Origin of the sequence: Streptomyces sp. NPDC057743 (assembly GCF_042798755.1) — a bacterium.
Classification (GTDB): Bacteria; Actinomycetota; Actinomycetes; order Streptomycetales; family Streptomycetaceae; genus Streptomyces.
Genome location: NZ_JBHVJX010000053.1, coordinates 1 through 25423 on the forward strand (window position 1 = coordinate 1; position 25423 = coordinate 25423).

The window sequence follows — 25423 nt, forward strand, 5'->3', positions numbered from 1 at the left end:
AGCTGCCACAGTTCGGGGCGTTGGCGGCGCGGGTCCCACCCACCGAACTCGTCGCGCAGGGAGAAGACGCGTTCCTTGGCGCGGGCCTTTTCCTCATCGCGGCGGCCGCCCCCGAAGACAGCGTCGAAGCGGTGCGAGTCGATCGCATCGAGCAGCGGGACAGTTTGCAGGGGGTTGCGGGTGCCATCAGGGCGTTCGCGCAACTCGCCGCGGTCGATGAAGTCCTGCACCGAGGCGACATGCAACCGCAGCCCGTGGCGGGCCACCGTGTGGTCGCGGTACTCCAACACCTCGGGGAAGTTGTGACCGGTGTCCACATGCAGCAACGCGAAGGGCACCGGCGCCGGCGCGAACGCCTTCAGCGCCAGATGCAACATCAGGATCGAGTCCTTACCACCGGAGAAGAGAATCACCGGCCGCTCGAACTCCCCCGCCACCTCACGGAAGATGTGCACCGCCTCCGACTCCAACGCATCCAGGTGGGACAGCGCGTAGGGGTCGTGGAGTTCCTCGGTGACAGAAGCGACGGTCGTCACGCCAGCCCCCTCTCGACGAGCAGCGCGTGCAGCGCCGCCGCGGACTCCTGGACGGTCTGGGTGTGCGACTCGATCCGCAAGTCGGGTGCCGCCGGCGCCTCGTAGGGGTCGTCGACGCCGGTCAGACCGGAGATCTCGCCGGCCGCCTGCTTGGCGTACAGGCCCTTCACGTCCCGCTCTGAGCAGACCTCGACCGGGGTGGCGACGTGCACCTCCACGTACGGGGTGCCCTCGCCCTGGTGGCGCTTGCGCACCGCCTCCCGGCTGTCCGCGTACGGGGCGATCACCGGGACCAGGACCTTCACGCCGTTGCTGGCCAGCAGCTCGGCGACGAAGCCGATCCGCTGGACGTTGGTGTGCCGGTCAGCGCGGCCGAAGCCGAGGCCCGCGGAGAGGAATTCGCGGATCTCGTCACCGTCGAGCACCTCGACGCGGTGGCCCTCGCCGCGCAGCCGGTCGGCCAACTCGCGCGCGAGGGTGGTCTTGCCCGCGCTCGGCAGACCGGTCAGCCAGATCGTGGCGCCCGTCATCTCTCTCTCCTGAATCTCCGCCATCAGTGCAGTCCGCACTCGGTCTTGTTGGTGCCGGCCCAGCGGCCGGCCCGCGCGTCCTCCCCCGCCAACACCCGGCGGGTGCACGGGGCGCAGCCGACGGAGGCGTAGCCGTCCATCAGCAACGGGTTGGTGAGTACCCCGTGCTCGGTGATGTAGGCGTCCACGTCGTCCTGCGTCCAGCGGGCTATCGGGGAGACCTTGACCTTCTGCCGCCGGGCGTCCCAGCCCACCACCGGGGTGTCGGCGCGGGTCGGCGACTCGTCCCGGCGCAGCCCGGTCGCCCAGGCGTCGTACTGCGCCAGGCCGGCCTCCAGCGGCTCGACCTTGCGCAGCCGGCAGCACAGGTCCGGATCGCGGTCGTGCAACTTCGGCCCGTACGCGGCGTCCTGCTCCGCCACCGACTGACGCGGTGTCAGGGTAACGAGGTTGACGTCCATCACCGCCGCCACCGCATCCCGGGTGCCGAGGGTCTCCGGGAAGTGGTACCCGGTGTCCAGGAACACCACGTCCACGCCGGGGAACGCCCGGGAAGCCAGGTGCGCCACCACCGCGTCCTCCATCGAGGACGTCACGCAGAAGCGGCTGCCGAAGGTCTCCGCGGCCCACCGGAGGATCTCCGGCGCGGAGGCGTCCTCCAGGTCGCGGCCCGCCTGTTCGGCGAGCCGCTGAAGATCGGTGGGTATCACGGCGTACCTCCGTCGGAAGCGGAAGCGGAAGCGGAAGCGGACCGGGGCCCGGCGGCTCCCGGGGCCAACAGGCCCAGGAACGCGAGCCGGAAGCCACGACTGCACGCCCGGCACTCCCAGGCCCCTCCCGCGTGCCCTCGGCCCCGCTCGGCCTGCGGGGCCCCCGATCCGCCCTCCGACGGGCGCAGGTCCTCGTCCCCGCAGTACGGGCAGTAGAACGGCGCGGCGCGTTCGCTCACGATGCCTCCCCGGCTCTCGCGGTGCGGCTCACTTCAGCGCACCCTCTTCGGCGCGCGCCGCCCAGGTGGCGAACCGCTCGCCGTCCGCGCGCTGTTCCTGGAAGTTGCGCAGCACCCGCTCGACGTAGTCGGGCAGTTCGTCGGCGGTCACCTTCAGCCCGCGGACCTTGCGGCCGAAGCCCGGCTCCAGGCCCAACGCGCCGCCGAGGTGCACCTGGTAGCCCTCGACCTGGTTGCCGTGCTCGTCCAGCACCAACTGGCCCTTGAGGCCGATGTCCGCGACCTGGATGCGGGCGCAGGCGTTGGGGCAGCCGTTGAGGTTGATGGTGATCGGCTCCTGGAAGTCCGGCATCCGGCGCTCCAGTTCGTCGATGAGCCAGGAGCCGCGCCCCTTGGTCTCGACGATCGCCAGCTTGCAGAACTCGATGCCGGTGCAGGCCATGGTGCCGCGCCGGAACGGCGAGGGGTTGACCTGGAAGTCCAGCGCCTCCAGGCCCGCGACCAGCGAGTCGATCCGGTCCTCGGCCACGTCGAGGATGATCAGCTTCTGCTCGACGGTGGTGCGCAGGCGGTCCGAGCCGTGCGCGGCGGCGAGTTCGGCGATCTTGGTGAGGGTGGTGCCGTCCACCCGGCCGACGCGCGGGGCGAAACCCACGTAGTAGCGGCCGTCCTGCTGCCGGTGCACGCCGATGTGGTCGCGCCACTGGGCGACCGGCTGCTCCGGCGCCGGGCCGTCCACCAGCTTCCGCTTGAGGTACTCGTCCTCCAACACCTGGCGGAACTTCTCCGGGCCCCAGTCGGCCATCAGGAACTTCAGCCGGGCACGGGTGCGCAGCCGGCGGTAGCCGTAGTCGCGGAAGATCCCGACCACGCCGGCCCAGACGTCGGCGACCTCGTCCAGCGGCACCCAAGTGCCCAGGCGCTGCGCCAACTTGGGGTTGGTGGACAGGCCGCCGCCGACCCACAGGTCGAAGCCCGGGCCGTGCTCGGGGTGGACGACGCCGACGAACGCGATGTCGTTGATCTCGTGCACCACGTCCTGGACGGGCGAGCCGGAGATCGCCGTCTTGAACTTCCGCGGCAGGTTGGAGAACTCCTTGCTGCCGATGTAGCGGTCGTGGATCTCATCCACGGCGGGGGTGCCGTCGATGATCTCGTCGGCGGCGATCCCGGCGACCGGGGAGCCGATGATCACGCGCGGGCAGTCGCCGCACGCCTCGGTGGTGGACAGCCCCACCGCCTCCAGCTTCTCCCAGATGGCGGGGACGTCCTCGATGCGGATCCAGTGCAGCTGGATGTTCTGTCGGTCGGTGATGTCCGCGGTGCCGCGCGCGTACTGCTCGGAGACCTCGCCGATGGCGCGCAGTTGGGCGACGGTCAGCCGGCCGCCGTCGACCCGGACCCGCAGCATGAAGAACTCGTCGTCCAGCTCCTCCGGCTCCAGGATCGCCGTCTTGCCGCCGTCGATGCCGGGCTTGCGCTGGGTGTAGAGACCCCACCAACGCATCCGTCCCCGCAGGTCGTTGGGGTCGATGGAGTCAAAACCGGCCTTGGAGTAGATCGTCTCAATGCGTGTCCGCACATTGAGACCGTCGTCGTCCTTCTTGAACTGCTCATTGCCGTTGAGCGGCGTGAAGTGCCCAGCGGCCCACTGGCCCTCGCCGCGGTGGCGGCCGGCCTTGCGGCGGGTCGTGGCGGTGGGGAGGTCCGGGTTGGCGGCCATGGTTTACGTCCTTCTGGGCGGCTCAAAGGGGCTGCGGACGGCTGCGACGGACCCCGTTTGACCTGCGCGGACATGCCGAACGCGGCGCACGGCGGCGCGCTCTTGGGTGGTTGTGCGCATCGGGGGTGCAGCGCGTCCGCGACGATGGGGACGGCGTGCGAGAACGGTGGTGCTGAGTGGTGTCCGGGGGCGCGGGTGGGGTCCCGGCACGCGCGGCCTCAGCCCGCCCGACAAATGGCGCTGGACATGCGGCCGAGGTCGACGTGCCGCCGACTCACCAAGGCAATTCCAGCTTCAGACATGACGGAAGCGTGGCACGCAGTTCTCCGGACAGTCCACCGTCATCCAAGATGTGGACGTGTACGTACCGAATGGCGAGACGGTGTGGTGTGCGTCACGCGGTGGACGGGCGGCGGGTGAGCGGCGGTTGGGCAGTCGGACGCCGGCGGGAGCGGCGAAGGGGGCCGCGGAGCGGTGCCTGATGTGGCGCGGGAAGCGGCCTCGCCTCAGTTCGCGGCGGTCGGTACCGGCCCCGCGCCGGGCCACGGGCCGGGCGTCTCGGCGGTGGGCTCCTCGCCCACCTCGGTGGCGTACAGCCGGAAGCCGCGCCGCTCGTAGTTGGCCCGCGCGTGCGGCCCGTCGTCGGTGCAGGTGTGCAGCCACACCCGCTTGGTCTCCGGCAGCCCGGGCCACCGCTCGGCCAGGTCCCAGGCCCGCGCCGTCCCGTGGGCGAGCAGCTGCCCGCCGATCCGTCGCCCCCGGAACGCCGGCAGCAGCCCGAAGTAGGTGATCTCCACCGACCCTTCGGGCTGCGCCTGGAACTCGATGAACCCGGCGGGCGTCCCGCGCTCGTACGCGACCCAGGTCTCGGTCCCCGGCTGCCCGAGGTGCTCGGCCCACCGCGCGTACGGCCACCCCAGCCGGTCGGTCCACAGGACGTCCGCGCCGACCGCGGTGTAGAGGAACCGGCTGAATTCGGGCGAGGGTGTCTCGGAGCGGACGATCCGCACCCCCTGCTCCGCCGGCGGCGCGGTCGCGGGCGCGAGGTCGGCGGGCGAGGTCTGTTCCAGGTACCAGGTGGTGACGGAGTGGCTCATGTGGCCAGCACATCACAACGGGGGAGGGGCCGGGCGCCGGTCCGGCAGGCGGGACGCCACCCGCTGAGGGGTGGCGCCCGGCCCACAGATGCTAGGGCACGCCCGGCCAGTCGCCCTCCGGTACGAAGACCGCGTCCGCCAGCCGCCCGACCTGGTCCGGGTCCGGCGACCAGCAGTACAGCATCACCTCGTCCGCCCCGATGGCCAGCAGGCCGGCGACCGCCTCGCGGATCGCCGCCGGGGTGGTCAGCAGACCGTTCACGACGTGGTCGGTGTAGGGGGAGGAGCCGTAGTACGCGCGCAGTTCGCGACGGGCGCGGTCCAGTACGGCGTCGGGGCCGAGGGCGACGTTCACCTGGGCCAGCAGGCGGGGGCTACCGGCCCGGCCGGCGCGGACCCAGGCGGCCTCCACGTCCCGGAACATGGCGTCCATCTGCTGGGACGGCAGGGCCGCCGCGAGGAAACCGTCGCCCCACCGGGCCACCCGCTCCACCACGGCCGGCACGAACCCGCCGAACAGCACCTCGGGACCGCCGGGCCGGGCCGGCGCCGGACCCACCGGACCGACGTCAGCGGACAGCGGCTCACCGGCCCACAGTCGCCGCAGCGTCGCCACCTGCCCGTCCAACCGGCGGCCCCGAGTGCGCAGTTCCACCCCCGCGGCCAGGTAGTCGTCGGCGCGCCCGCCGAGGCCGATGCCGAGCGTGAACCGGCCGCCGGACAGCAGATCCAGCGTTGCGGCCTGCTTGGCGAGCAGCGCGGTGCGGTGCAGCGGGGCCAGCAGCACCTCGGTCTGCAACCGCACCCGGGAGGTCGCGCCGGCCAACGCGGCCAGGGTGATCAGGGGTTCGGGGTTGGCGTAGACGAGCCGGTCGAGCAGCGCGACGGTGGAGAAGGGGGCGGCGTCGGCGCGCCGCGCCCAGGTCAGCAGCTGCGCGGGGTCGCCAATGGGAAGGCCGAGACCTACGGACACGGAAGATCCTCCAGAACGGCATGCCGAGGGCATGCGAAAGCGCGGATGGTCGTGTCGCCCACTCGCTTGGCCCGGCGCGCGGTCCCGCGCGTCGGCCGCTCCCGTTCTGCGACGTCCTTCTGGAGAGCTGTGTCAGAGCGCGCCCACCCTAGGGGAGGGGGTGCTGCCCGTGCACCGGGTTTTCCGGCGGCTGGCCGCCGGGTCGGTCGTCCCCGGACCGTCGGGCCGCCAGCACCCCCGGCGCCGTGGAGTGCGGCAGCAGCTCCACCGGCCGGGCCGGCAGCCGCAGTTCCACCTCCACCCCGTCCGCGAAGCGGTACGGCCGATGGGCCAGCACCCCGGCGAGATGGCGCCGCAGCCGGGACAGCTCGGCCCGGACCGTCACCGTCCGCCCGCCGTCACCGAACACGTCCCGGGCCAGCTCGGCCGCGCTGCGCCCGCGCGGATGGGTGGCCAGCAGGAACAACAGCTCGGCGTGGCGCGGGGTCAGCGCGTGCGACCAACTGCCCGCCGGGCCGGCCACCGTCACCACCGGACCACCCGGCCCGCCGAGGTCCAGCACCACCCGGTGCGGCCCCGGCGCCGGCTCCGGGCGGCCGAGCCGGATCAACCAGCCGCCCGGCAGCGGCTCCAGCGTGCACATCCCGTACCGCGGCAGCCACAGCGGCCCGGCCTCCGGCTCCCTGGGCAGCGCCACCCGGTCCGGCGGGGTCATCCCCGTCACCGCCGCCGTCCAGCCGTGCGGGTCCACCGCCAGCGCCCGCCCGCCGATCCGGGCCAACACCGGTGCCGCGCTGGCCCGCAGGCGCCCCAGGGACGCATGGTGCCGGGTGCGCAGCTCGCCCTCGGCGAGCCGGGCCACCGCGGAGACCAGCGCCAGTGTCGTCGGATGGAACGAGTGCGCCGGGCCGCTGAGGTCGACGGTGCCGAGCAGTCGCCCGTCCCGGGGGTCGCGCAACGGCGCCGCGGCGCACGTCCATTGGTGGTGGCTGCGCAGGAAGTGCTCGGCGGAGTGCACCAGCACCGGGCTGCCGGCCACCAGCGCGGTGCCGATCGCATTGGTGCCGACCACCCCCTCCGTCCAGTCCGCGCCCTTGTCGAAGCCCAGCCGGTCGGCCATCCGCCGGATCGGTGCGCTGCCGTCCCGCCACAGCACCCGGCCCTCGGCGTCGGTGACCACCATGATCTGCTGGGCCGCGTCGGCGGACGGCAGCAGCTCGCCGCCGAGCAACGGCAGCACCGATGCCAGTCGGGACCGCTGCCGCCGGTGCTCCAACTCCGCTACGGAGAGCAGGTGTTGGTCCGAGGGTCGCTCCGGGTCCACCCCGCGGTCCAGCACCCGCTGCCAGGACTCCCCGATCACCGTCCGGGGCGCGTCCCGGGGCGCCTCCGGCGTCAACTCGCCGGTCAGCGCCGCCTCGTGGAGGCCGGACAGCCGCCGCGCGGTCTCCCGGATGTCCTGGGCCGACCGGACGGCGCTCTCCAAAGGTCGCTCGGCCGGCCGGTCGCCGGTCCGTCCGCCGGCCCTCTCGATCGGTCTGTCGTTCACACTGCTCTCCGTCGTGCCCATGCGTCCGGCCTGCCCCCGGTCCCTGCCCATCGTGCCGTCAGCAGCCGTCCAGGAAAGGATATTGAGCAGAACAGGTGCAACGGAATGCAACCGTTGTGGCCTATGACGCCCGCAGGGAAGCCTGAACACCGGCGGTCGATGGCGTCCTTCCTCCACACCCCAAGGCGTGGGGACCCCCATCGGACGTTCGCCGGCCACCCGACGGAGGACCTCCGATGGATGCCGGGGACGCGATCGACCGCCCACGTCGTCGGCACGGTGTGGGAGGGGGCTCACCATGGTGGCCGCTGCCCCGCGGGTCGTGGTGATCGGCACCGGCGAGGGCGGCCGGAGCGCCCGGGCCGTCCGGCTGGCCGGACACTACGGCGTGCCCCGGCTGTCCGCGGTCGACGTCCTGATCAGGCGTCAGCCCCTGCCGACCGGGGGCTATGTGATCGACGGTGCGCCGCAACTCCTCGATCGGGTCGCGCGCTTCGGCGGTCCGTTGCCCGTACCGGCCTTCGCCGACCTCGTCGTGCACCTGCGCGAGGCGGGAGTGGACGGCACGGACGACGCCTACCGCGTGATCCGGTACTACGAGGCGCGCGGGGTCCTGGTCGGCTTCCGGCCGGACGTACCGGACGTCGAGATCATCGTGGTCATCGACGCGGCGCTGCGCGGACGCACCGCGCCGCAGCCGCCGCGATGGCCCTGAAGACCGGGAACGGTGCCGAGTCGGCGCGGTGCCGCTCCCACCCGGCGCGGCGGCGGTTATCCCCTGTCCGTCCCCCGGCCGGAGCCGGCTTGCTGACGGTTCCGGCCGGGGGCACGGAACCGCCGCCGCGCCCCTAACTCCCCTAGGGACTCGGCCCGTTGGCCCGTACTACCCGGCCGCCACCGGTCGCGCCCGCTCCACCACCGCCGCCAGGTCCAGCGTGTGCGGCAGCGTGCCGAACGCCGCCCCCGCGTCGCCGCCGAGCCGGGCGGCACAGAACGCATCGGCCACCTCCGGCGGCGCGAACCGCACCAGCAGCGAGCCCTGGAGTACCAGCGCCAGCCGCTCGGCCAGCCGCCGGGCCCGCGCCTGGATGCCCTCCAGGTCGGCGAGCTCGGTCAACAGCCCCTGGATCGCCCGGTCCAGCCGGTGGTCCGCGCCCCGCGCGGCGCCGATCTCGGTCAAGTAGGCGTTCAGTGCCGCCGGTTCGCGGCGCAGCGCCCGCAGCACGTCCAGCGCCTGGACGTTGCCGGCGCCCTCCCAGATCGAGTTCAGCGGTGCCTCGCGCAGCAGCCGCGGCAGCCCCGACTCCTCCACATAGCCGTTGCCGCCCAGGCACTCCAGCGCCTCGGCCACCAGCGGCGTGCACCGCTTGGTCACCCAGTACTTGGCCGCCGGCAGCGCCAGCCGCAGGAACGCCCGGTCCCGCTCGGTGCCGCCGTCGTACGCCGCCGCCAGCCGCAGCGCCAGCGTCGTCGCCGCCTCCGACTCCAGCGCCAGATCGGCCAACACGTTGCGCATCAGCGGCTGTTCGACCAGCCGGCGGCCGAACGCCTCCCGGTACGCGGCGTGGTGCAGCGCCTGCGCCACCGCCTGCCGCATCACCGCCGCCGACGCGGTCACGCAGTCCAGCCGGGTCGCCGCGACCATCTCGATGATCGTCGCCACCCCGCGCCCCTCCTCGCCGACCCGGCGCGCCCAGGTGTTCCCGTCGAACTCCACCTCCGCCGAGGCGTTGGAGCGGTTGCCGAGCTTGTCCTTGAGCCGCTGGAGGCGGAACGCGTTGCGGGTGCCGTCCGGCAGCACCCGCGGCAGCAGGAAGCAGGTCAGCCCCTCGGGTGCCTGGGCCAGCACCAGGAACGCGTCCGACATCGGGGCCGAGCAGAACCACTTGTGGCCCGTCAACGCGTACTCCCCGGTCGCCGCCAGCGGCCGGGCGACGGTGGTGTTCGCCCGCACGTCGCTGCCGCCCTGCTTCTCCGTCATCGCCATCCCGGCGAGCGCCCCCGCCTTCCGCGCGACCGGCCGCAGTTCCGGCTCGTACACCCGCGAGGTCAGCAGCGGCTGCCACACCGCGGCGAGTTCCGGCTCGGCCCGCAGCGCCGGCACCGCCGCATGGGTCATCGACAGCGGGCAGCCGTGCCCCGCCTCCACCTGGGTCCACACCAGGAAGCCGGCGGCACGCCGGACGTGCCCGTGCGGACGGGACCAGGCGTCGGTCAGCCCGGCGGTCACCGCGTGGCCGAGCAGCCGGTGCCAGGCCGGGTGGAACTCCACCTCGTCGATGCGGTGGCCGTAGCGGTCGTGGGTGCGCAACACCGGCGGGTGCGCATTGGCCTGTTCGCCCCAGCGCTGCGCCTGGGCCGAGCCGGCCGCCCGCCCCAGCCGGCCGAGTTCCTCCCGCACGCCGTCGAGGTGCTCCCCGGTGACGTACCGGGCGACCCCCTCGGTGAGCGCCGGATCGGCGGCGAAGACGTCGTACCCGGTCAGCGGCGGGGGCTGGTTCGTCACGGTATGAGTGGTAGCTGCCATGCCCGATACGGTAAGGAGGTGCCGCCGCCGAACGAACCGAACGAACCGCAGGGACCGCCGCGCGGGCGCCTCATCCGCGCCCGCGCCCTGTACCGCAACGTCTCCACCCACCGGCTCATCTGGCTGTTGCTCAAGGACATCGTCGGCAGTTGCATGCGCTACCGCGTCACCGGTCTGGCCGCCGAGGCCGCCTTCTGGTGCCTGCTCTCGCTGCCCCCGTTGATCCTGGGCCTGGTCGGCATCCTCGGCTACACCGAACCGTGGGTCGGCCACGCCACCGTCGACAGCTTCCGCACGCACCTGCTGCGCGCCGCCGGCACCGTGCTCTCCAGCCGCGGCGTCGACGAGATCGCCCGCCCGCTGCTCAACGACGTCTTCACCGCCCGCCGCCCCGACGTCATCTCCCTGGGCTTCGCCATCGCCCTGTGGTCCGGCTCCCGCGCGCTCAACGTCTTCGTCGACACCATCACGATCATGTACGGGCTCGACGGCCGCCGCGGCATCGTCAAGACCCGGCTGCTGGCCTTCCTGCTCTACCTCGCCGCGCTGGTGGTCGGGGCGATCGCGCTGCCGCTGATGGTCGCAGGACCCGATGTCGTCGTCGGCTGGCTGCCCGCCAGCGAGGACGCCATCCGCATCCTGTACTGGCCGGTCGTGGTGGTCCTCTCCATCGCCTTCCTCACCACCCTCTACCACCTCTCGGTGCCGGTCCGTTCGCCCTGGCGTGAGGACATCCCCGGCGCCGTCGTCGCCCTGGCGATGTGGCTGTTGGGCAGCTTCCTGCTCCGGCTCTACCTGACCGCGACCGTCGAGGGACCCACGATCTACGGCTCGTTGGCCGCCCCGGTCGCGGTCCTGCTGTGGATCGGCGTCTCCGCCTTCGCGGTGCTGGTCGGCGCCGCCATGAACGCCGCCCTGGACCGGGTGTGGCCGTCGGTCGCCACCGCCGCGGCCCGTGCGGAGCGCGAACGGCGGCGCGCCGCCGAGTGACGCGGAGCACCGGGTAGTTCAGGGCACCGGCAGCGGCAGATAGCGCCCGGCCACCCGCACCTCGTCCTCGATCGCGGCGGCGGTTGCGCGCAGCGCCGGCAACACGGCGGAGGCGGTGGCCCGTGGCGGCCGGCCGGCCGCGTGGCCGGCCACGCCCACCGCGGCGAGCACGCGACCGGCGCGGTCGTGCACCGGGACCGCCAACGAACGCAGCCCCGCCTCCAGTTCGTCGTCGACCAGGGCATGGCCCTCGGTACGGACCCGGTCCAGCAGGGCGGGCAGCCCGGCCCGTCCGGCGGCCGTGGCGCCACCCAGACGGGCGGCCCGCTCGGCGGCCGACAGTCCGGCCAGCAGGACCCGGCCCGGGGCGGTGGCGTGCGCCGGTACCCGGGTGCCCGGTGGGAGGGTCACGCTCAGGATGCGCCCGCCCGGCACCCCGGCGACGTACCGGACGGTGTCGCCGCCGTCGGTGGTCAGCACCGCCAACGAGGCCGAGTCCCCGACCCGTTCGGCCAGCGCGGCCAGATGCGGCCGGGCCAGCTCCGGCAGGGTCAGCCCGGAGAGCCGCGCGAAGCCGAGGTCCAGCACCTTCGGGGTGGGGCGGAAGCGCCCGTCACCGGACTCCGTGTAGCCGAGGTGCGTCAGGGTGATCAGGGCGCGCCGGGCGGTGGCGCGGGGGAGCCCGGTGGCCCCGGCGACGGCGGCGAGCGTCAACTCCTCCCGGCCCGGGCCGAACGCGGTGAGCACGGCCAGCCCGCGGGCCACCGACGCGACGAACCCGGGGCCCAGTTGTCGCTTCGCGGCCAGGTGCCCATCGGCCGGGCGGTCGGCGTCCCCGACGGCCGGGGCGGGCGGTGCGCCCAGCGCGTCCTCCATGGCGGCGACCGTGCCGCGGAGCCGGGGGAGGACCGCGTCCGGCAGCGCGAGGGCGGCGTGCCGGCTGGTGTGGCTGACCACGCTCACCGCGCAGACCACCTCGCCCGCCGGCGCCCGCACCGGCACCGCCACCGCGATCAGGCCCGGCTCGATGAGCTGGTCGTCCGCGGACCAGCCGGTCTCCCGCGCCGCGGCCACCCGCGCGGTGAAGTCCGCCGCTATCCGCCGGGCGCCGGCCTCGGCGGCCTCGTCCCGGCCCCGCTGCGGCACCGCGGGGAAGCCCGCGTCGGCCGGGTCCGCGGCCCGCCGCGCCCGCCAGCGGCGCCACTGTGCCGCGCCCCAGTCCGCCGCGAACAGGGCGCCCGGCGCGCCCCGTTCGGCCGGCAGCAGATCGCCGATCCGGAACGCCAAAGACATCGCGCGGCGGCGGATCGCCTGGTGGACGAAGCGCACCCCGTCGCCGTCGGGGACGGCCAGTGACACCGATTCGTCCAGTGCATCGGCGAGCCGGTCGGCCAGCGGACCGAGCCGGTCGGGCAGCCCCGTGGCGGCCAGATAGGCGTTGCCCAGCTCCAACAGCCCCGGGGCGAGCACCGCGTCGCGACCCTCGGCGCGGACGTGGCCGAGGGCGGCGAGGGTGCTCAGCACGCGGTCCACGGTGGCGCGCGCCAGGCCGGTGGCATGGACCAGATCGCTCACCGCCGCCCGCCCGCCGGCCGCGGTCAGCGCGCGCAGCACGGCCAGCGCGCGGATCAGCGGCGCCACCGCCTCCGGTGGCGGCGACGAGGCGGGCAAGGCGGTGCGGACGGACGACGGCAAGGGACCCTCCACGGCAGTGCGGAACCGTACCGGGCGGACCGTTGACACGACCCCGGGCCGGGGCCAGACTCGGGACGACCGCCCGCGTGAACTTCGGTTCACCAGGCGAACGACCCTCTCACAGAAGGGAGTTGAAAGGGAACCGGTCCGTACCCGTCCACCGCAGAAAAGGGCACCATGACCGCACCGCCCTCCTCCGCCCCGGACCCCGTGCCGTACCGCGGAGCCCCCGAGCGCCACCCCCGGCGGCCCCACCACCCCCTCACCGCCGCCACCGACCCCGAGGCCGTCGAGCTGACCGCCCCCGTCTTCGGCCCCGCCGACGTCGACGCCCTGGACGCCGACCTCACCCGACAGCACCCCGGCGCCCCGCTCGGCGAGCGCATCACCGTCGCCGGCCGCGTCCTGGACCGCGCCGGCCGCCCCGTCCGCGGCCAACTCGTCGAGATCTGGCAGGCCAACGCCTCCGGCCGATATGCCCACCGCCGGGACCGGCACCCGGCGCCGCTGGACCCCCACTTCACCGGCGTCGGCCGCTGCCTCACCGACGACCACGGCCGCTACGCCTTCACCACCGTCAAACCCGGCGCCTACCCCCTCCCCGACGAGAGCGCCTGGCGCGCCGCCCACATCCACTTCTCCCTCTTCGGCACCGCCCTCACCCAGCGGCTGATCACCCAGATGTACTTCCCCGGCGACCCGCTCCTCCCCTACGACCAGGTCCTCGCCTCGGTCCCGGCCGCCGCCGACCGCCACCGCCTGATCGCCACCTTCGACCACCAACTCTCCGACCCCGGCGACGCGTTGGCCTACCGCTGGGACGTCGTCCTGGACGGCCCCGCCGCCACCCGGACCGAGGGGAGCCGCTGATGCCGGAAGCCGCCGACCGCGGCGGGCCGCTCGCCCCCACGCCCGCCCAGACCATCGGCCCCTTCTTCGGCCACGCCCTGCCCTTCCCCGGCGGCGCCCGGATCGCGCCCGACGGCCACCCCGACACGTGCACCGTGCACGGCCACGTCCGCGACGGCACGGGCGCACCGGTCTGGGACGCCCTGCTGGAGTTCTGGCAACCCGGCCCCGACGGCCGCCCGCCCCGCGAGCCTGGCTCACTGCACCGCGACGGCACGCACTTCACCGGCTTCGGCCGGGTCCCCACCGACGCCGACGGCCACTACGCGCTGCACACCCTGCCCCCGACCGCGCCTGCCGGCCGCCCGGACACCGCACCCCACCTCGCGCTCATCGTCCACGCCCGCGGCCTGCTGCACCACCTGTTCACCCGCGTCTACTTCCCCGAGCACACCGCGGCCCACGCCACCGACCCGCTGCTCTCGACTCTCCCCGCGCACCGCGCCGCCACCCTGCTGGCCCACTCCGAAGGCCCCTCCCGCTACCGCTTCGACATCCAACTCCAACACCCCCCAAACGGCACCCCAGAGGAGACCGTCTTCCTCACCTTCCGCTGACCCCCCGAACGCGCCGCCCTGACCGCGCCCCTGCGAGGAGGGCCGCCCCCTATGCGGTAAAACCTCGATACGCCGCGGCCATCCCCGGACGCGTACACCGCCCCCACCCGCCCACTCACCCGCACCCGCCCACTCACAGCAACCACGACCCACCAAGAACCCACCCACCCGCGGGAGGTGACGGGCCGGAGGGGTGGGGTGTCCGGACGTAAAGCGAAGCAGTCCGGACGCCCCACCCCGGAGGGCCGTCACCGCACCCCGACAGCCCCGCGCAGCGGATCGGCCCCGCGCCGCAGGCGCAAACAGCAACCCGCACGGCGGGATAGCCAACAACGTGGGAGGCAGCCCGCGCAGCCCACGTGGGAAGGTCAGAACAGGAGCACCATGACACCCCCCGCCGCCCCCACACTGCACCACGCCACCGACGGCCCGCCCGGCGCCCCGACGCTGGTCCTCGGTCCCTCCGTCGGTACCTCGCTCGCCCTCTGGGAGCCCCAACTCCCGGCCCTGTCCCGCCGGTTCCACATCGTCCGCTGGGACCTCCCGGGCCACGGCGGCACCCCCACCGACGTCCTCGCCACCCCCGGCACCACCACCGTCCCCGAACTCGCCGGCCTGGTGCTGCAACTCGCCGACTCCCTCGGCCTGGACGCCTTCGCCTACGCCGGGGTCTCGCTCGGCGGCGCGGTCGGCGCCTGGCTCGCCGCCCACCACCCCACCCGGATCAGCTCGCTCGCCCTGATCTGCTCCTCCGCCCGGTTCGGCGAACCGGCCGGCTGGCGGGAACGGGCCGCGCTGGTCCGCGCCAAGGGTCTGGACCAGGTCGCCGACAGCTCGGCCGGCCGCTGGTTCACCCCCGCCTTCGCCACCACGCCGGAGGCCACCGCCCTGGTCACCGCCCTCCGCCAGGACGTCTCACCCGAGGGCTACGCCGCCTGTTGCGACGCGCTCGCCGCCTACGACCTGCGCTCCGCCCTGCCGCGGATCACCGCCCCCACCCTCGTCGTGGCCGGCCGCGCCGACCCGGCCACCCCGCCCGCGCACGCCCGCGAACTCACCGACGGCATCCCGGACGCCAGCCTCGTCGAACTGTCCGGCGCCGCCCACCTCGCCGGCGTCGAACGCCCCGCGGAGGTCCTCGCCGCGCTCCTCGCCCACCTCGCCCCACTACACGCCCAGCCCGCACCAGGAACGGACTACTGATGCCCGGTACCGCCACCGCTCCGGACGAGACCACCGTCGGCATCATCGGCGGCGGCCCCGCCGGACTGCTGCTCGCGCGGCTGTTGCACCGCGCCGGCATCGACTGCGTGGTCCTGGAGGGCCGCGACCGCGCCTACGTCGAGCAGCGGCAGCGCGCCGGCATCCTCGAACAGGGCACCACCGACGTCCTGCGGGCCTGCGGGGCGGGGGAGCGGCTGGACCGCGAGGGGCTGGTCCACGACGGCATCGAGCTGCGCTACGACCGACGCGCCCACCGCCTGGACTTCCCGTCGCTCACCGACGGCCGCCGGGTCACCGTCTACGCCCAGACCGAGGTCGTCAAGGACCTGATAGCGCTCCAACTCGCAGCCGGGCCACCGCTGCTGTTCGAGGCCCGGGCGCAGGCGGTGACCGGCGCCGACACCGACCGGCCCCGCATCCACTACACCCACGACGGCCGCGAACGCACCCTCGCCTGCCGCTACGTCGCCGGCTGCGACGGCTTCCACGGCGTCGCCCGACAGGCGATCCCACAGTCCGCCCGCCGGACCTACACCCGCACCTACCCCTACTCCTGGCTCGGCGTCCTCGCCGACGCCCCGCCCTCCCAGGACGAGTTGGTCTACGCCCACTCGCCCCGCGGCTTCGCCCTGCTCAGCATGCGCACCCCGGCGGTGAGCCGGCTCTACCTCCAGGTCCCCAACGGCACCGACCCGGACGACTGGCCCGACGACCGGATCTGGGACGAACTGGCGGCCCGTACCGCCCTCGACACCGCCCCCTGGAAACTGGCCCGCGGCCCGCTCACCGCCAAGGCGGTCCTCCCGCTGCGCAGCGCGGTGACCGAACCGATGCGCTGGGGCCGGGTGTTGCTGGCCGGCGACGCCGCCCACATCGTCCCGCCCACCGGCGCCAAGGGCCTCAACCTCGCCGTCGCCGACGTCACCGTCCTGGCCCGCGCCCTGACACAGTGGCACCGCACCGGCTCGACAAAGCCGCTCGACGCCTACTCCGCGACCTGCCTGCGCCGGGTCTGGCGCGCCGAGCACTTCTCGCACTTCATGACCACGACCCTGCACACCGCCCCGGACCAGAGCGACTTCGACACCCGGCTCCAGCTCTCCCAGCTCGACCGGATCGCCGGCTCCTGGCACGCCGCCGCCGAACTTGCCGAGAACTACACGGGGCTGCCGCTGTCCTGACCGCCGCCGGGGCCCGGCCGCTCAGGGTCCCGGTGCCCCACCCGGTACCGCACCAGCAGCATCGCCGCGTCGTCGTGCAGCGGCCCCTCCGCGTGGTCGACCACGTCCTCCCGGACCGCCTGCAACGCCGCCTCCGGGTCGGGGTCCTTGAGCAGCGTCGCCCGCTCGTCGAGCGGATAGAACCAGCCCGCCGAGTCCCGGGCCTCGGTGACCCCGTCGGTGTAGAAGAGCAGTTGGTCGCCGGGCGCGAACGGCACCCGGTACGGGACCGGCGCGTCCGGCCGGTGTTCCATCAGGCCCAGCGGAAGCGCCCGTTCCGGCGGCGCCGCGTAGCCGACCGCGCCGGACGGGCGGACGACCAGGGGGGCGGGGTGGCCGAAGTTGAGCAGCGTGGCGTCGCCGCCGCGGCCGATCTCGGCGAGCACCGCGGTCACGAACCGTTCCCCGGACAGATGGCGGTTGAGCGCCCGCTCGACCCGGGCGCCGACCGCCGACAGGTCCTCCTCGTCGTGCGCCGCCTCCCGGAACGCGCCGAGCACCACCGCGGCGCTCTCCACCGCCTCCAGGCCCTTGCCCTGCACGTCGCCGACGATGATCCGCACCCCGGCCGGCGAGGTCACCACCTCGTAGAGGTCGCCGCCGATCCGTGCCTCGGCCACCGCCGAGGTGTACGAGACCGCGATCCGCAGCGGACCGGCGCTGCGCGGCACCGGCCGCAGCAGTACCCGCTGGGCGACCTCGGCGATCGACCGCACATTGGCCAGTTCCGCCTCCCGGCGCTGCCGCATCACCGCGGCCACCACGCCGGCGGCGGTCACTCCGGCCACCGACACCAGCGCGGTCAGCCCGCGCCGGCTCTCGAACAGCCCGCTGTGGATGCCCAACCCGACGCAGAGCACGGCCGCGGTCAGCCCGATCAGCGCCGTCCGGCGCCAGCCGCCGACCAGACCGGCGAACGCCGGCCCCAGCGACACCAGGGGCAGGAAGCCGACGCCCGGGCCCGCGGTGATGTCCACCGCGCTGACCGCGGCCATGACCAGGTACGGAAGCGCAAAGAGCGCGCGGGAGCGGGTGCGCGGCTCCCCCTTCTGCACGGCCAAGGTCCACTCCGGCGTCTTCAAGGCTCAGGGGAGGCCAGCCGGGCGGTCCCTGAGAGGCGATCGGTCGCGGGGCCCCGGCCGCCGCCCGTTTCGCACTGTCCGAAACCGACCGCCGGGCCCCCGACCTGAGCATATGCAACGTTTGCCGGGCCGAAGGACGGAGTGTGGGCCTCCGTTACCGAATCGCAGCGGGTCGGAGAACCCCGAAGGGGCAGGTCAGGCGAGGTAGGTCCGGGCGTTCTTGACCCGGCCTGGCCGCAGGATCCGGATCGGACCGCGGTTGCAGTCCGGGCAGTCGGCGAGGGTCAGCGGGGAGGGCACCCGACGGCCGTGGCTGAAGTACTCGGCGCGGCGGTGGCCCGCGAGATCGTTGGTGTGCCGGATCTCGTACTCCTCCTCCCACCCGTGCCCGCAGTGCAGACACACGAACGAGTACGCCTCGTGAATCGTCTCGGTGTCCCTTTCCATGGCCACCACGCCCCTCTCCCCGGGCCGTCGCCATCCGCGGCGGCGCCGGACGGATCGATGCCGCACCACCCATTATCGCTCCGTACCGGACGAGGACGGCGGCCCGAAGCCGCCCTAGCCACGCGCCTCCGCCAGCGCCGCGTACGCCGCCTCCACCAGCGACCGGCTGCGCAGGTCCTCGCCGCTGGTGCCGCCCCCGAAGCGGTTCATGACGTAGGCGTACGCCAGCCCGTTCTCCGGGTCGGCGAAGGCGTACGAGCCGCCCGCGCCGCCGTGCCCGAACGCGCCCGGGTTGGGGCCCGCCTGCCCCCGCTCGTTGAGCATGTAGCCCAGCCCCCAGCGGAACGCGTCGGCGGTGCCGTCCGGGGTGAGCGCGCCGAGGGTGAGGTCCGGCTCGTTCGGCCGGCTCTGTGGGCTGCGCATCGCCTCCAGGGCGGCGGGCCGCACCAGTTCGCCGCCGATCAACGCCCCGTAGACGGCGGCCAGGCCGCGGGCCGAGGCGTGCGCGTTGCCGGACGGGATCTCCGCCGCGCGGTAGGCGGCGCTGTTGACGTCGCCGGTGGGGATGTACGTCAGGGCCAGCGCGACGCCGGCCCGCGGGTGGTCGGCGAGCCCGCGCACCGGCGGCGTCGGCAGGTCCGGGAAGCGCTCGCGGAGCAGCTCCGTGGTGAGCTGCCCGACCATGTCGGCGCACCGCGGCTGCTCCTCGGGCGGGGTGCCGACGAACACGTCGGCGTCGAGCCGCCCGGTGATCTCCGCGCGCAGGAACGTGCCCAGCGACTGCCCGGTGATCCGCCGGACCACCTCGCCCACCAGGTACCCGAACGTCACCGCGTGGTAACCCTGCCTGGTCCCCGGCTCCCACCAGGGCGGGGTGGCCGCCAGGGCGTCGCAGACGTACTCCCAGTCGTAGGCCCGGCCCTCGGCCAGCGGCTCGCGGGGGGCCAGCAACCCGGCGCGGTGGCTGAGCAGCCAGCGCACCGGTATGGCCTCCTTGCCGGCCCGGGCGAATTCCGGCCAATAGCGCGCGACCGGCGCGTCCAGGTCCAACTCGCCCCGGTCCACCAGGAGATGGGCGCAGAGCGCGGCCATCCCCTTGGACGTGGAGTACACGTTGACCAGAGTGTCCCGCTCCCAGGCCCGGCTCCCGGCCGCGTCCGCGTGCCCGCCCCACAGGTCCACCACCGGCGCCCCGTCCACCAGCACGGCGACCGCCGCCCCGACCTCCCCCTGGTCGCGGAAGTTCCGCTCGAAGGCGGCCCGCACCCCCTCGTACCCCGGTGCGCAGTGCCCGTTGACGGTGACAGCTTCCACGGTGCTCTCCTCGCGTCGTCGCGGTGCGGATCGGATGCCGCGCCCCACCGGCCCGGCGCCCACGCAGGGACGCGAGTGACGTACGGCCGTGGAGCACCTACGGATGATCCGCCCGGTCGATGCCTGTGGCAACCATGCAAGCCCGGCCAGAAGTGTTCCCGCCCGACCGGCCCAGTGCCGCGCCCCTGGATCATGGAGACCATGACCGACGCACAGATACGCCCCGTGCAGGCCCTCCTCATCGTCGACGTGCAGAGCGCGTTCGTCTCCGGAGCAGACGCGGTGCCCGACGCGGCCCGGGTCCTCGACCGCACCCGCGACCTGCTCGCCCGGGCCCGCGCCGCCGGCGCCCTCGTCGTGCACCTCCAAAACGACGGCGGAGCGGGCACCGTCGACGAGCCGGGCACCGCCGGCTGGGAGCTCCACCTGCCCGTCACGCCCGGCCCCCGCGAGCACGTGGTCCGCAAGACCGAGGACGACGGCTTCTTCGACACCCCGCTCGACGCCCTGCTCGACGACGCGGGCGTGACGGAGCTGACGGTGTGCGGGGTGCTCTCCGAGATGTGCGTCGCCGCCACCGCACGGGCCGCCCTGGAACGCGGCCACCGCGTCGTCCTGCCGCACGACGCGCACGCCACCTACGACATCCCCGCCGCGCCCGGCATCAGCGACACCGTCCCGCACGCGATGTCCTCCCGGGCCGCCGAATGGGCCCTCGGCGACGAGGTCGAGATCGTCCCGCACGCCGCCGCCGTCCCCTTCACCGCCCCGACCGGGACGGTGAACCAGGCGAGCTGAACTAGGCCCACTGCTAGGGGACTTGCGGCTCTCCGTCCTGCTCGCGCGCCGCGTTCTCCAGCGCCGTGACGTACGCGGTCAGGGCGTGGGCGCGGATGCCGTCCGCGGTGGGGGCCAGCAGCTCGGGGGGCAGGCCCCGGCCGCGGTCGAGTGCGCCGCCGAGCAGCGGCATGGTGTTGTGCACCGCGCCCCGCGGGTCGATGTAGCGCAGCGCGGAGACATGGCGGAAGGCCGGCTCGGCCGGGAGCTGGGGGAGCAGGTCGTGGTGGTTCACGAAGCGGTACATCCGGTTCGCGAAGGCGGCGTTGAACTCCCCGGCCAGGACCGGGTCGCAGGTGCGGGGCTGGCCGAAGGTGTAGACGCCGTCGGCGGTCAGGCGGGGGTCCTCGAAGTGCAGTCGGGCGCCGGCCAGCATCGCCAGCGCCCCGCCCAGGCCGTGCCCGGTGAAGTAGACCGCCTGGCCGGCGTCCCGTAGCTCCTTGACCGCGGTGAGGATCTGCGGCCAGACCGACTCCAGGGCCTCGGCGAAGCCGTGGTGGACGTACCCCCGGCCGCCGGGGCCGGGCCAGGGCGGGGTGGCGGCGACCGCCAGCCAGTCCCGCAGCCCGGCGGGCTCGGCGCCGCGGAACGCGGTGACGAGCGCATGTCGCCCGCCGAGGGTGTACGCCCGGACCTCCTCGATGGGGAACGGCGGGCAGAACGCGGTGTGGAGGTGGCGCACCCGGTCGAAACCCCACTCCCTGGCGGTGGTCTCGATCGTCTTCTCGTCCTGGTACGCCAGCGCGGCGGCGCGCACCATGCGCAACGCCTGGCGGAGGCTGTAGCCGGTGGCCTGCTGGTCGACGAGGGGACTGGTCAACGGGGCTCCTGGGGGTGCGGGCGGCAGGGGCGGCAGGACGATTACGGAGAGCGCGCCCTGACTACACAACGTAACTCCGGGCTGGTGTGGCGGGTCGGTGCGCCCGTTTAAACCACTCCTTCGAGCCTCGGGTCGCCGGCTCCGGGACGCGGGGTGAGCCTGGAAGCGTCCGGCACCCTGAGGGAAGGGCCCACAGTGAACAGCGCGGAACAGGCGTCACACGCGGAACACGTAGCGGCCGAGGTCGTCGTGGAGGTCGAGGGCTGTAAGACCGAGGACGCGCACGCCGTCTTCGGCGTCCTGCGCACCGCCTTCCACTCCGACCGCGCCGCGGACGACGTCCCCACCGAAGTGGCCGGACCGGGCGCGACGGTGTGGACCTCCACCGTCGACGTCAGCGAGCGCGGCGCCACCCTCGAGCCGCGCCGGCTGTCCGCCCCCGTCACCGTCTCCCTCCAGGGCGGCTATTGGGCCGTGGACCAGCTCTGCGCCGGCCTGAAGTCCGCCTTCACCGTCGACGTCCTCGGCATGGCCGCCGGCGACCAGGAGAAGGAGGTCGAACTGCGGCTGGCGACGCTGCCGCAGACCGTCACCAAGGGTGCCCCCTGATGCCGTCCGGCGAGTTTGGGGGCGACGCCGGCGGCCCCCGCCCGGTCAACGGCCGCCGCTCCGAACTCACCCTCACCGTCAACGGCACCCCGCACACCCTGACCCTGGACCACCGCACCACCGTCCTGGACCTGCTCCGCGAGCACCTCGGCCTGACCGGCGCCAAGAAGGGCTGCGACCACGGGCAGTGCGGTGCCTGCACGGTCCTGGTCGACGGCCGGCGCGCCAACAGCTGCCTGCTGCTGGCCGTGGCGCACGACGGCCGCCGGATCACCACCATCGAGGGCCTCGCCGACGGCGACCGCCTGCACCCCCTCCAGGAAGCCTTCCTGGACCGCGACGCCCTCCAGTGCGGCTACTGCACCCCCGGCCAGATCTGCTCCGCGCTCGGCGTCCTCGCCGAGGCGGCCGCCGGCTTCCCCTCCCACGTCACCGAGCCCACCGCACGCTCCGGGGCGCCGGTCGCGCTCACCGCCGACGAGATCCGCGAGCGGATGAGCGGCAACCTGTGCCGCTGCGGCGCCTATCCCCGGATCGTCGAGGCGGTCGCCGACGCGGCCGGCGTGCCGGACGTACGGGCGGAGGTGGGCGGCGCATGAGGCCGTTCGGCTACCTCCGGGTCGGCAGCGTCGACGAGGCGGTGCGGGCCGCCGCCGGGCAGCCCGGCGCCCAGTTCCTCGCCGGCGGCACCAACCTCGTCGACCTGATGAAGCTCGGTGTCGAGGCGCCGCGCACCCTCATCGACGTCAGCCGGCTCCCGTTGGACCGCATCGAGGAACTCCCGGACGGCGGGCTGCGCATCGGCGCCACCGTCCGCAACGCCGACCTCGCCGCGGCCCCCGCCGTCCGCGACCGCTACCCGGTGCTGTCCCAGGCCCTGTTGGCCGGCGCCTCCGGGCAACTGCGCAACACCGCCACCACCGGCGGCAACCTCCTCCAGCGCACCCGCTGCAGCTACTTCCAGGACACCGCCAAACCCTGCAACAAGCGGCAGCCCGGCTCCGGTTGCCCGGCCATCGAGGGCGCCCACCGCGACCTCGCCGTGCTCGGGCACTCCGCGCACTGCGTCGCCACCCAGCCCTCCGACCTGGCCGTCGCCCTCGCCGCCCTGGACGCCACCGTCCACCTGCACGGTCCCGAGGGCGAACGCGCCGTCCCCGCCGCCGAGTTCCACCGGCTGCCCGGCGACACCCCCGAACGGGACACCGAGATCCGGCTCGGCGAACTGCTCACCGCCGTCGAACTGCCGCCGGCCCGCCCCGGCGCGCACTCCCGCTACCGCAAGGCCCGCGACCGCGCCTCGTTCGCCTTCGCGCTGGCCTCCGTCGCCGCCGTCCTGACGGTCCGCGACGGCACCGTCGAGCACGCCGCGCTCGCCTTCGGCGGGTTGGCGCACCGCCCCTGGCGGGCCCGCGCCGCCGAGGCCGTGCTGCGCGGCGCGCCCGCCACCGAGGAGACCTTCGCCCGCGCCGCCGACGCCGAACTCGCCGCCGCCGCACCGCTGCGCGACAACGGCTTCAAGGTCCCGCTGGCCCGCGCCCTCGCCGTCGGCGTCCTCGCCGACCTCGCCGCCCGCGGCTGACCCCGCCCGCCCCCGACCCCAAGGACCCGCGCCATGCGCCACGAACCCCCGGAGCCGTTGACGCCGCGTCCCCCGTTGGGCGCCCCCATGGTCCGCCGCGAGGGCCGCGAGAAGGTCACCGGCGCCGCCCGTTACGCCGCCGAACACACCCCGCCCGGCTGTGCCTACGCCTGGCCGGTCCCGGCCACCGTCGCCCGCGGCCGGATCACCGCCGTGGACACCCGCGACGCGCTGGCCCTGCCCGGCGTCCTCGCCGTCCTCACCCACGAGAACGCGCCCCGGCTCGGCGCCACCGAGGACGCGACCCTCGCCCTCCTCCAGGAGGACCGCGTCCCGCACCGCGGCTGGTACGTCGCGCTCGCCGTCGCCGACACCCTGGAGACCGCACGGGACGCCGCCGAGGCCGTCCGCATCAGCTACGCCACCGACGGCCACGACGTGCTGCTCACCGCCGACCACCCCGGGCTGTACGTGCCGGACGAGGTCTTCGGCGGCCCCGGGGCCCGCGAACGCGGCGACTTCGACGCGGCGTTCGCCGCCGCACCGACCACCGTCGACGTCACCTACACCATGGGGCCGCTGCACAACCACCCCATGGAGCCGCACGCCGCCACCGCCCAGTGGACCGACGGCCACCTCACCGTCCACGACGCGAGCCAGGGCGCCACCAGGGTGTGCGAGGACCTGGCCGCGCTGTTCAAGCTCAGCACCGACGAGATCACCGTGGTCTCCGAGCACGTCGGCGGCGGCTTCGGCTCCAAGGGGACGCCCCGCCCCCAGGTCGTGCTCGCCGCAATGGCCGCCCGGTACACCAGCCGCCCCGTCAAACTCGCCCTGCCACGCCGCCAGTTGGCCGCCGTCGTCGGCCACCGCACGCCCACCATCCAACGGGTGCGGCTCGGCGCAGGACCCGACGGCCAGCTCACCGCCCTGGGGCACGAGACCGTCTCGCACACCTCCACCCTCGCCGAGTTCGTCGAACAGGCCGCGATCCCGTCCCGCATCATGTACACCTCGCCCAACAGCCGCACCGTGCACCGGGTCGCCGCCCTCGACGTCCCCACCCCCTCCTGGATGCGCGCCCCCGGCGAGGCCCCCGGCATGTACGCACTGGAGTCCGCGCTCGACGAACTCGCCGTCGCCCTGGGCCTGGACCCCATCGAACTGCGGGTCCGCAACGAGCCCGACACCGAGCCGGACACCGGCCGCCCGTTCAGCAGCCGGCACCTCGTCGAGTGCCTGCACCGGGGCGCGGAACGCTTCGGCTGGGCGACCCGCGATCCGCGCCCCGGCGTCCGCCGCGAGGGCGAGTTGCTGCTCGGCACCGGCGTCGCCTCGGCCACCTACCCCGCCTTCGCCAGCGCCAGCACGGCCCAGGCGCACGCCGCCCCCGACGGCGGCTACCGGATCCGGATCAACGCCACCGACATCGGCACCGGCGCCCGCACCGTCCTGACCCAGATCGCCGCCGCCGCGCTGGGCGCCCCCGAGGACCGCGTCCATGTCGACATCGGCAGCAGCGACCTGCCGCCCGCCACGCTCGCCGGCGGCTCCATGGGCACCGCCTCCTGGGGCTGGGCCATCCACAAGGCGTGCACCGCACTGCTGGACCGGCTCCGCGACCACGAGGGGCCGCTCCCCGCCGAGGGCCTCACGGTCACCCGGGACACCCGCGAGGAGACCGCCGAACCCTCCCCGTACGCCCAGCACGCCTTCGGCGCCGTCTTCGCCGAGGTCCAGGTCGACACCCGCACCGGCGAGGTCCGCACCCGCCGGCTGCTCGGCCAGTACGCGGCCGGACGGATCCTCAACTCCCGTACCGCGCGCTCCCAGTTCGTCGGCGGCATGACCATGGGCCTGGGCATGGCCCTCACCGAGGGCAGCGAGGTCGACCCCGTGTTCGGCGACTTCACCGCCTGCGACCTGGCCACGTACCACGTCCCGGCGTGCGCCGACGTCCCGGCCATCGAGGCGTACTGGCTCGACGAGGAGGACCCCCACCTCAACCCCATGGGCAGCAAGGGCATCGGCGAGATCGGCATCGTCGGCACCGCCGCGGCGCTTGGCAACGCGGTCTGGCACGCCACCGGCGTCCGGCTGCGCGAGCTGCCGCTGACCCCGGACAAGATCCTGGCCGCGCTGGCGTAGCCGCTCACCTGAGAGCCGGTCACCTCAAACGGATCGCTCCCTGTTGCGGGCCGGTAACCCCCGGGGCAGCATGGCATTCCAGCCATTCGTGACGGAAGCTCACTC

26 protein-coding genes are annotated in these 25423 nt (G+C 74.3%); 11 read left to right on the forward strand and 15 right to left on the reverse strand.

All coding sequences use genetic code 11. The features are described 5' to 3' along the window. The 9 genes from cysD to ACFVFQ_RS35265 form a co-directional block, all read right to left on the reverse strand. On the reverse strand, positions 1-536 hold a 536-nt coding region (gene cysD / locus ACFVFQ_RS35225; protein WP_383424144.1), incomplete at its 3' end, for a sulfate adenylyltransferase subunit CysD. After that, positions 533-1066, reverse strand: coding sequence for an adenylyl-sulfate kinase (gene cysC, locus ACFVFQ_RS35230; RefSeq protein WP_383424146.1), 534 nt, complete (start codon positions 1064-1066; stop codon positions 533-535). The genes cysD and cysC, both read right to left, overlap by 4 nt. A gap of 23 nt (positions 1067-1089) precedes the next feature. Beyond that, on the reverse strand, positions 1090-1776 hold the full coding sequence (locus ACFVFQ_RS35235) for a phosphoadenylyl-sulfate reductase (protein ID WP_383424149.1): 687 nt from the start codon (positions 1774-1776) through the stop codon (positions 1090-1092). Continuing rightward, positions 1773-2015 (reverse strand): hypothetical protein, encoded by a 243-nt coding sequence (locus tag ACFVFQ_RS35240; RefSeq protein ID WP_383424151.1) that lies wholly within the window; start codon positions 2013-2015, stop codon positions 1773-1775. The genes ACFVFQ_RS35235 and ACFVFQ_RS35240 overlap by 4 nt, the downstream gene beginning before the upstream one ends. Positions 2016-2043: 28 nt before the next feature. Beyond that, complete coding sequence (locus ACFVFQ_RS35245; protein WP_383424153.1) at positions 2044-3738, reverse strand: nitrite/sulfite reductase; 1695 nt, start codon at positions 3736-3738, stop codon at positions 2044-2046. Positions 3739-3956: 218 nt separating this feature from the next. After that, entirely contained in the window at positions 3957-4040 is an 84-nt protein-coding gene (locus ACFVFQ_RS35250) for a putative leader peptide (RefSeq protein ID WP_383424235.1), read from the reverse strand. Between the two features lie 204 nt (positions 4041-4244). Further along, positions 4245-4835, reverse strand: a complete 591-nt coding sequence (locus ACFVFQ_RS35255) for a GNAT family N-acetyltransferase (protein ID WP_383424154.1) — start codon at positions 4833-4835, stop codon at positions 4245-4247. Between the two features lie 91 nt (positions 4836-4926). Further along, entirely contained in the window at positions 4927-5808 is an 882-nt protein-coding gene (locus ACFVFQ_RS35260; protein ID WP_383424159.1) for an LLM class flavin-dependent oxidoreductase, read from the reverse strand. Positions 5809-5956: 148 nt separating this feature from the next. Further along, positions 5957-7357 carry a GAF domain-containing protein gene (locus ACFVFQ_RS35265; protein ID WP_383424163.1) on the reverse strand — a complete coding sequence of 467 codons (1401 nt, stop codon included), beginning with the start codon at positions 7355-7357 and terminating at the stop codon, positions 5957-5959. Positions 7358-7655: 298 nt separating this feature from the next. Here ACFVFQ_RS35265 and ACFVFQ_RS35270 point away from each other — a divergent pair, with 298 nt between their 5' ends. Beyond that, positions 7656-8072, forward strand: coding sequence for a hypothetical protein (locus ACFVFQ_RS35270; RefSeq protein WP_383424166.1), 417 nt, complete (start codon positions 7656-7658; stop codon positions 8070-8072). Between the two features lie 168 nt (positions 8073-8240). Here ACFVFQ_RS35270 and ACFVFQ_RS35275 read toward each other — a convergent pair whose 3' ends face one another. After that, positions 8241-9884: an acyl-CoA dehydrogenase family protein gene (locus ACFVFQ_RS35275; RefSeq protein WP_383424169.1), complete on the reverse strand. Its 1644-nt coding sequence runs from the start codon at positions 9882-9884 to the stop codon at positions 8241-8243. Between the two features lie 18 nt (positions 9885-9902). On the opposite strand from ACFVFQ_RS35275, the gene ACFVFQ_RS35280 reads away from it, so the two are divergent. Then, a complete protein-coding gene (locus tag ACFVFQ_RS35280) occupies positions 9903-10874 on the forward strand; it encodes a YihY/virulence factor BrkB family protein (RefSeq protein WP_383424172.1) in 972 nt (323 codons plus the stop codon). Positions 10875-10892: 18 nt separating this feature from the next. Here the strand turns inward: ACFVFQ_RS35280 and ACFVFQ_RS35285 are convergent, their stop codons facing one another. After that, positions 10893-12569 carry an IclR family transcriptional regulator C-terminal domain-containing protein gene (locus ACFVFQ_RS35285; RefSeq protein ID WP_383424175.1) on the reverse strand — a complete coding sequence of 559 codons (1677 nt, stop codon included), beginning with the start codon at positions 12567-12569 and terminating at the stop codon, positions 10893-10895. A 177-nt stretch (positions 12570-12746) separates the two neighbouring features. Between ACFVFQ_RS35285 and pcaH the strand changes: the two genes are divergently transcribed. From pcaH to ACFVFQ_RS35305, 4 genes are all read left to right on the forward strand, one after another. Further along, a complete protein-coding gene (pcaH, locus tag ACFVFQ_RS35290) occupies positions 12747-13439 on the forward strand; it encodes a protocatechuate 3,4-dioxygenase subunit beta (RefSeq protein WP_383424177.1) in 693 nt (230 codons plus the stop codon). Then, positions 13439-14035, forward strand: a complete 597-nt coding sequence (gene pcaG, locus ACFVFQ_RS35295) for a protocatechuate 3,4-dioxygenase subunit alpha (RefSeq protein ID WP_383424180.1) — start codon at positions 13439-13441, stop codon at positions 14033-14035. The genes pcaH and pcaG overlap by 1 nt, the downstream gene beginning before the upstream one ends. A 384-nt stretch (positions 14036-14419) precedes the next feature. After that, the gene (pcaD, locus tag ACFVFQ_RS35300; RefSeq protein ID WP_383424183.1) at positions 14420-15238 is read left to right on the forward strand and encodes a 3-oxoadipate enol-lactonase; all 819 of its coding nucleotides are present in this window, start codon (positions 14420-14422) and stop codon (positions 15236-15238) included. Next, complete coding sequence (locus ACFVFQ_RS35305) at positions 15238-16440, forward strand: 4-hydroxybenzoate 3-monooxygenase (protein WP_383424186.1); 1203 nt, start codon at positions 15238-15240, stop codon at positions 16438-16440. Before pcaD ends, ACFVFQ_RS35305 begins: the two co-directional genes overlap by 1 nt. On the opposite strand, the gene ACFVFQ_RS35310 is transcribed toward ACFVFQ_RS35305, so the two are convergent. The 3 genes from ACFVFQ_RS35310 to ACFVFQ_RS35320 form a co-directional block, all read right to left on the reverse strand. Then, the gene (locus ACFVFQ_RS35310; protein ID WP_383424237.1) at positions 16416-17474 is read right to left on the reverse strand and encodes a PP2C family protein-serine/threonine phosphatase; all 1059 of its coding nucleotides are present in this window, start codon (positions 17472-17474) and stop codon (positions 16416-16418) included. The two genes, ACFVFQ_RS35305 and ACFVFQ_RS35310, sit on opposite strands and share 25 nt — an antisense overlap. 282 nt (positions 17475-17756) lie before the next feature. Further along, the gene (locus tag ACFVFQ_RS35315) at positions 17757-18008 is read right to left on the reverse strand and encodes a hypothetical protein (protein WP_383424188.1); all 252 of its coding nucleotides are present in this window, start codon (positions 18006-18008) and stop codon (positions 17757-17759) included. A 114-nt stretch (positions 18009-18122) separates the two neighbouring features. Next, positions 18123-19322, reverse strand: a complete 1200-nt coding sequence (locus tag ACFVFQ_RS35320; protein ID WP_383424191.1) for a serine hydrolase domain-containing protein — start codon at positions 19320-19322, stop codon at positions 18123-18125. Positions 19323-19523: 201 nt separating this feature from the next. Here ACFVFQ_RS35320 and ACFVFQ_RS35325 point away from each other — a divergent pair, with 201 nt between their 5' ends. Beyond that, entirely contained in the window at positions 19524-20120 is a 597-nt protein-coding gene (locus tag ACFVFQ_RS35325) for an isochorismatase family protein (protein WP_383424193.1), read from the forward strand. 13 nt (positions 20121-20133) lie between these two features. Here the strand turns inward: ACFVFQ_RS35325 and ACFVFQ_RS35330 are convergent, their stop codons facing one another. Further along, a complete protein-coding gene (locus tag ACFVFQ_RS35330) occupies positions 20134-20979 on the reverse strand; it encodes a lipase family protein (RefSeq protein ID WP_383424196.1) in 846 nt (281 codons plus the stop codon). Between the two features lie 195 nt (positions 20980-21174). On the opposite strand from ACFVFQ_RS35330, the gene ACFVFQ_RS35335 reads away from it, so the two are divergent. From ACFVFQ_RS35335 to ACFVFQ_RS35350, 4 genes are read left to right on the forward strand one after another with little or no spacing between them, the layout of a single operon-like run. Beyond that, the gene (locus tag ACFVFQ_RS35335) at positions 21175-21588 is read left to right on the forward strand and encodes a hypothetical protein (protein ID WP_383424198.1); all 414 of its coding nucleotides are present in this window, start codon (positions 21175-21177) and stop codon (positions 21586-21588) included. Beyond that, positions 21588-22187, forward strand: coding sequence for a 2Fe-2S iron-sulfur cluster-binding protein (locus ACFVFQ_RS35340; RefSeq protein WP_383424201.1), 600 nt, complete (start codon positions 21588-21590; stop codon positions 22185-22187). Before ACFVFQ_RS35335 ends, ACFVFQ_RS35340 begins: the two co-directional genes overlap by 1 nt. Beyond that, positions 22184-23170, forward strand: a complete 987-nt coding sequence (locus ACFVFQ_RS35345) for an FAD binding domain-containing protein (protein ID WP_383424203.1) — start codon at positions 22184-22186, stop codon at positions 23168-23170. Before ACFVFQ_RS35340 ends, ACFVFQ_RS35345 begins: the two co-directional genes overlap by 4 nt. A gap of 33 nt (positions 23171-23203) precedes the next feature. Then, positions 23204-25318 carry a xanthine dehydrogenase family protein molybdopterin-binding subunit gene (locus ACFVFQ_RS35350; protein WP_383424206.1) on the forward strand — a complete coding sequence of 705 codons (2115 nt, stop codon included), beginning with the start codon at positions 23204-23206 and terminating at the stop codon, positions 25316-25318. Positions 25319-25423 lie beyond the last annotated feature (105 nt).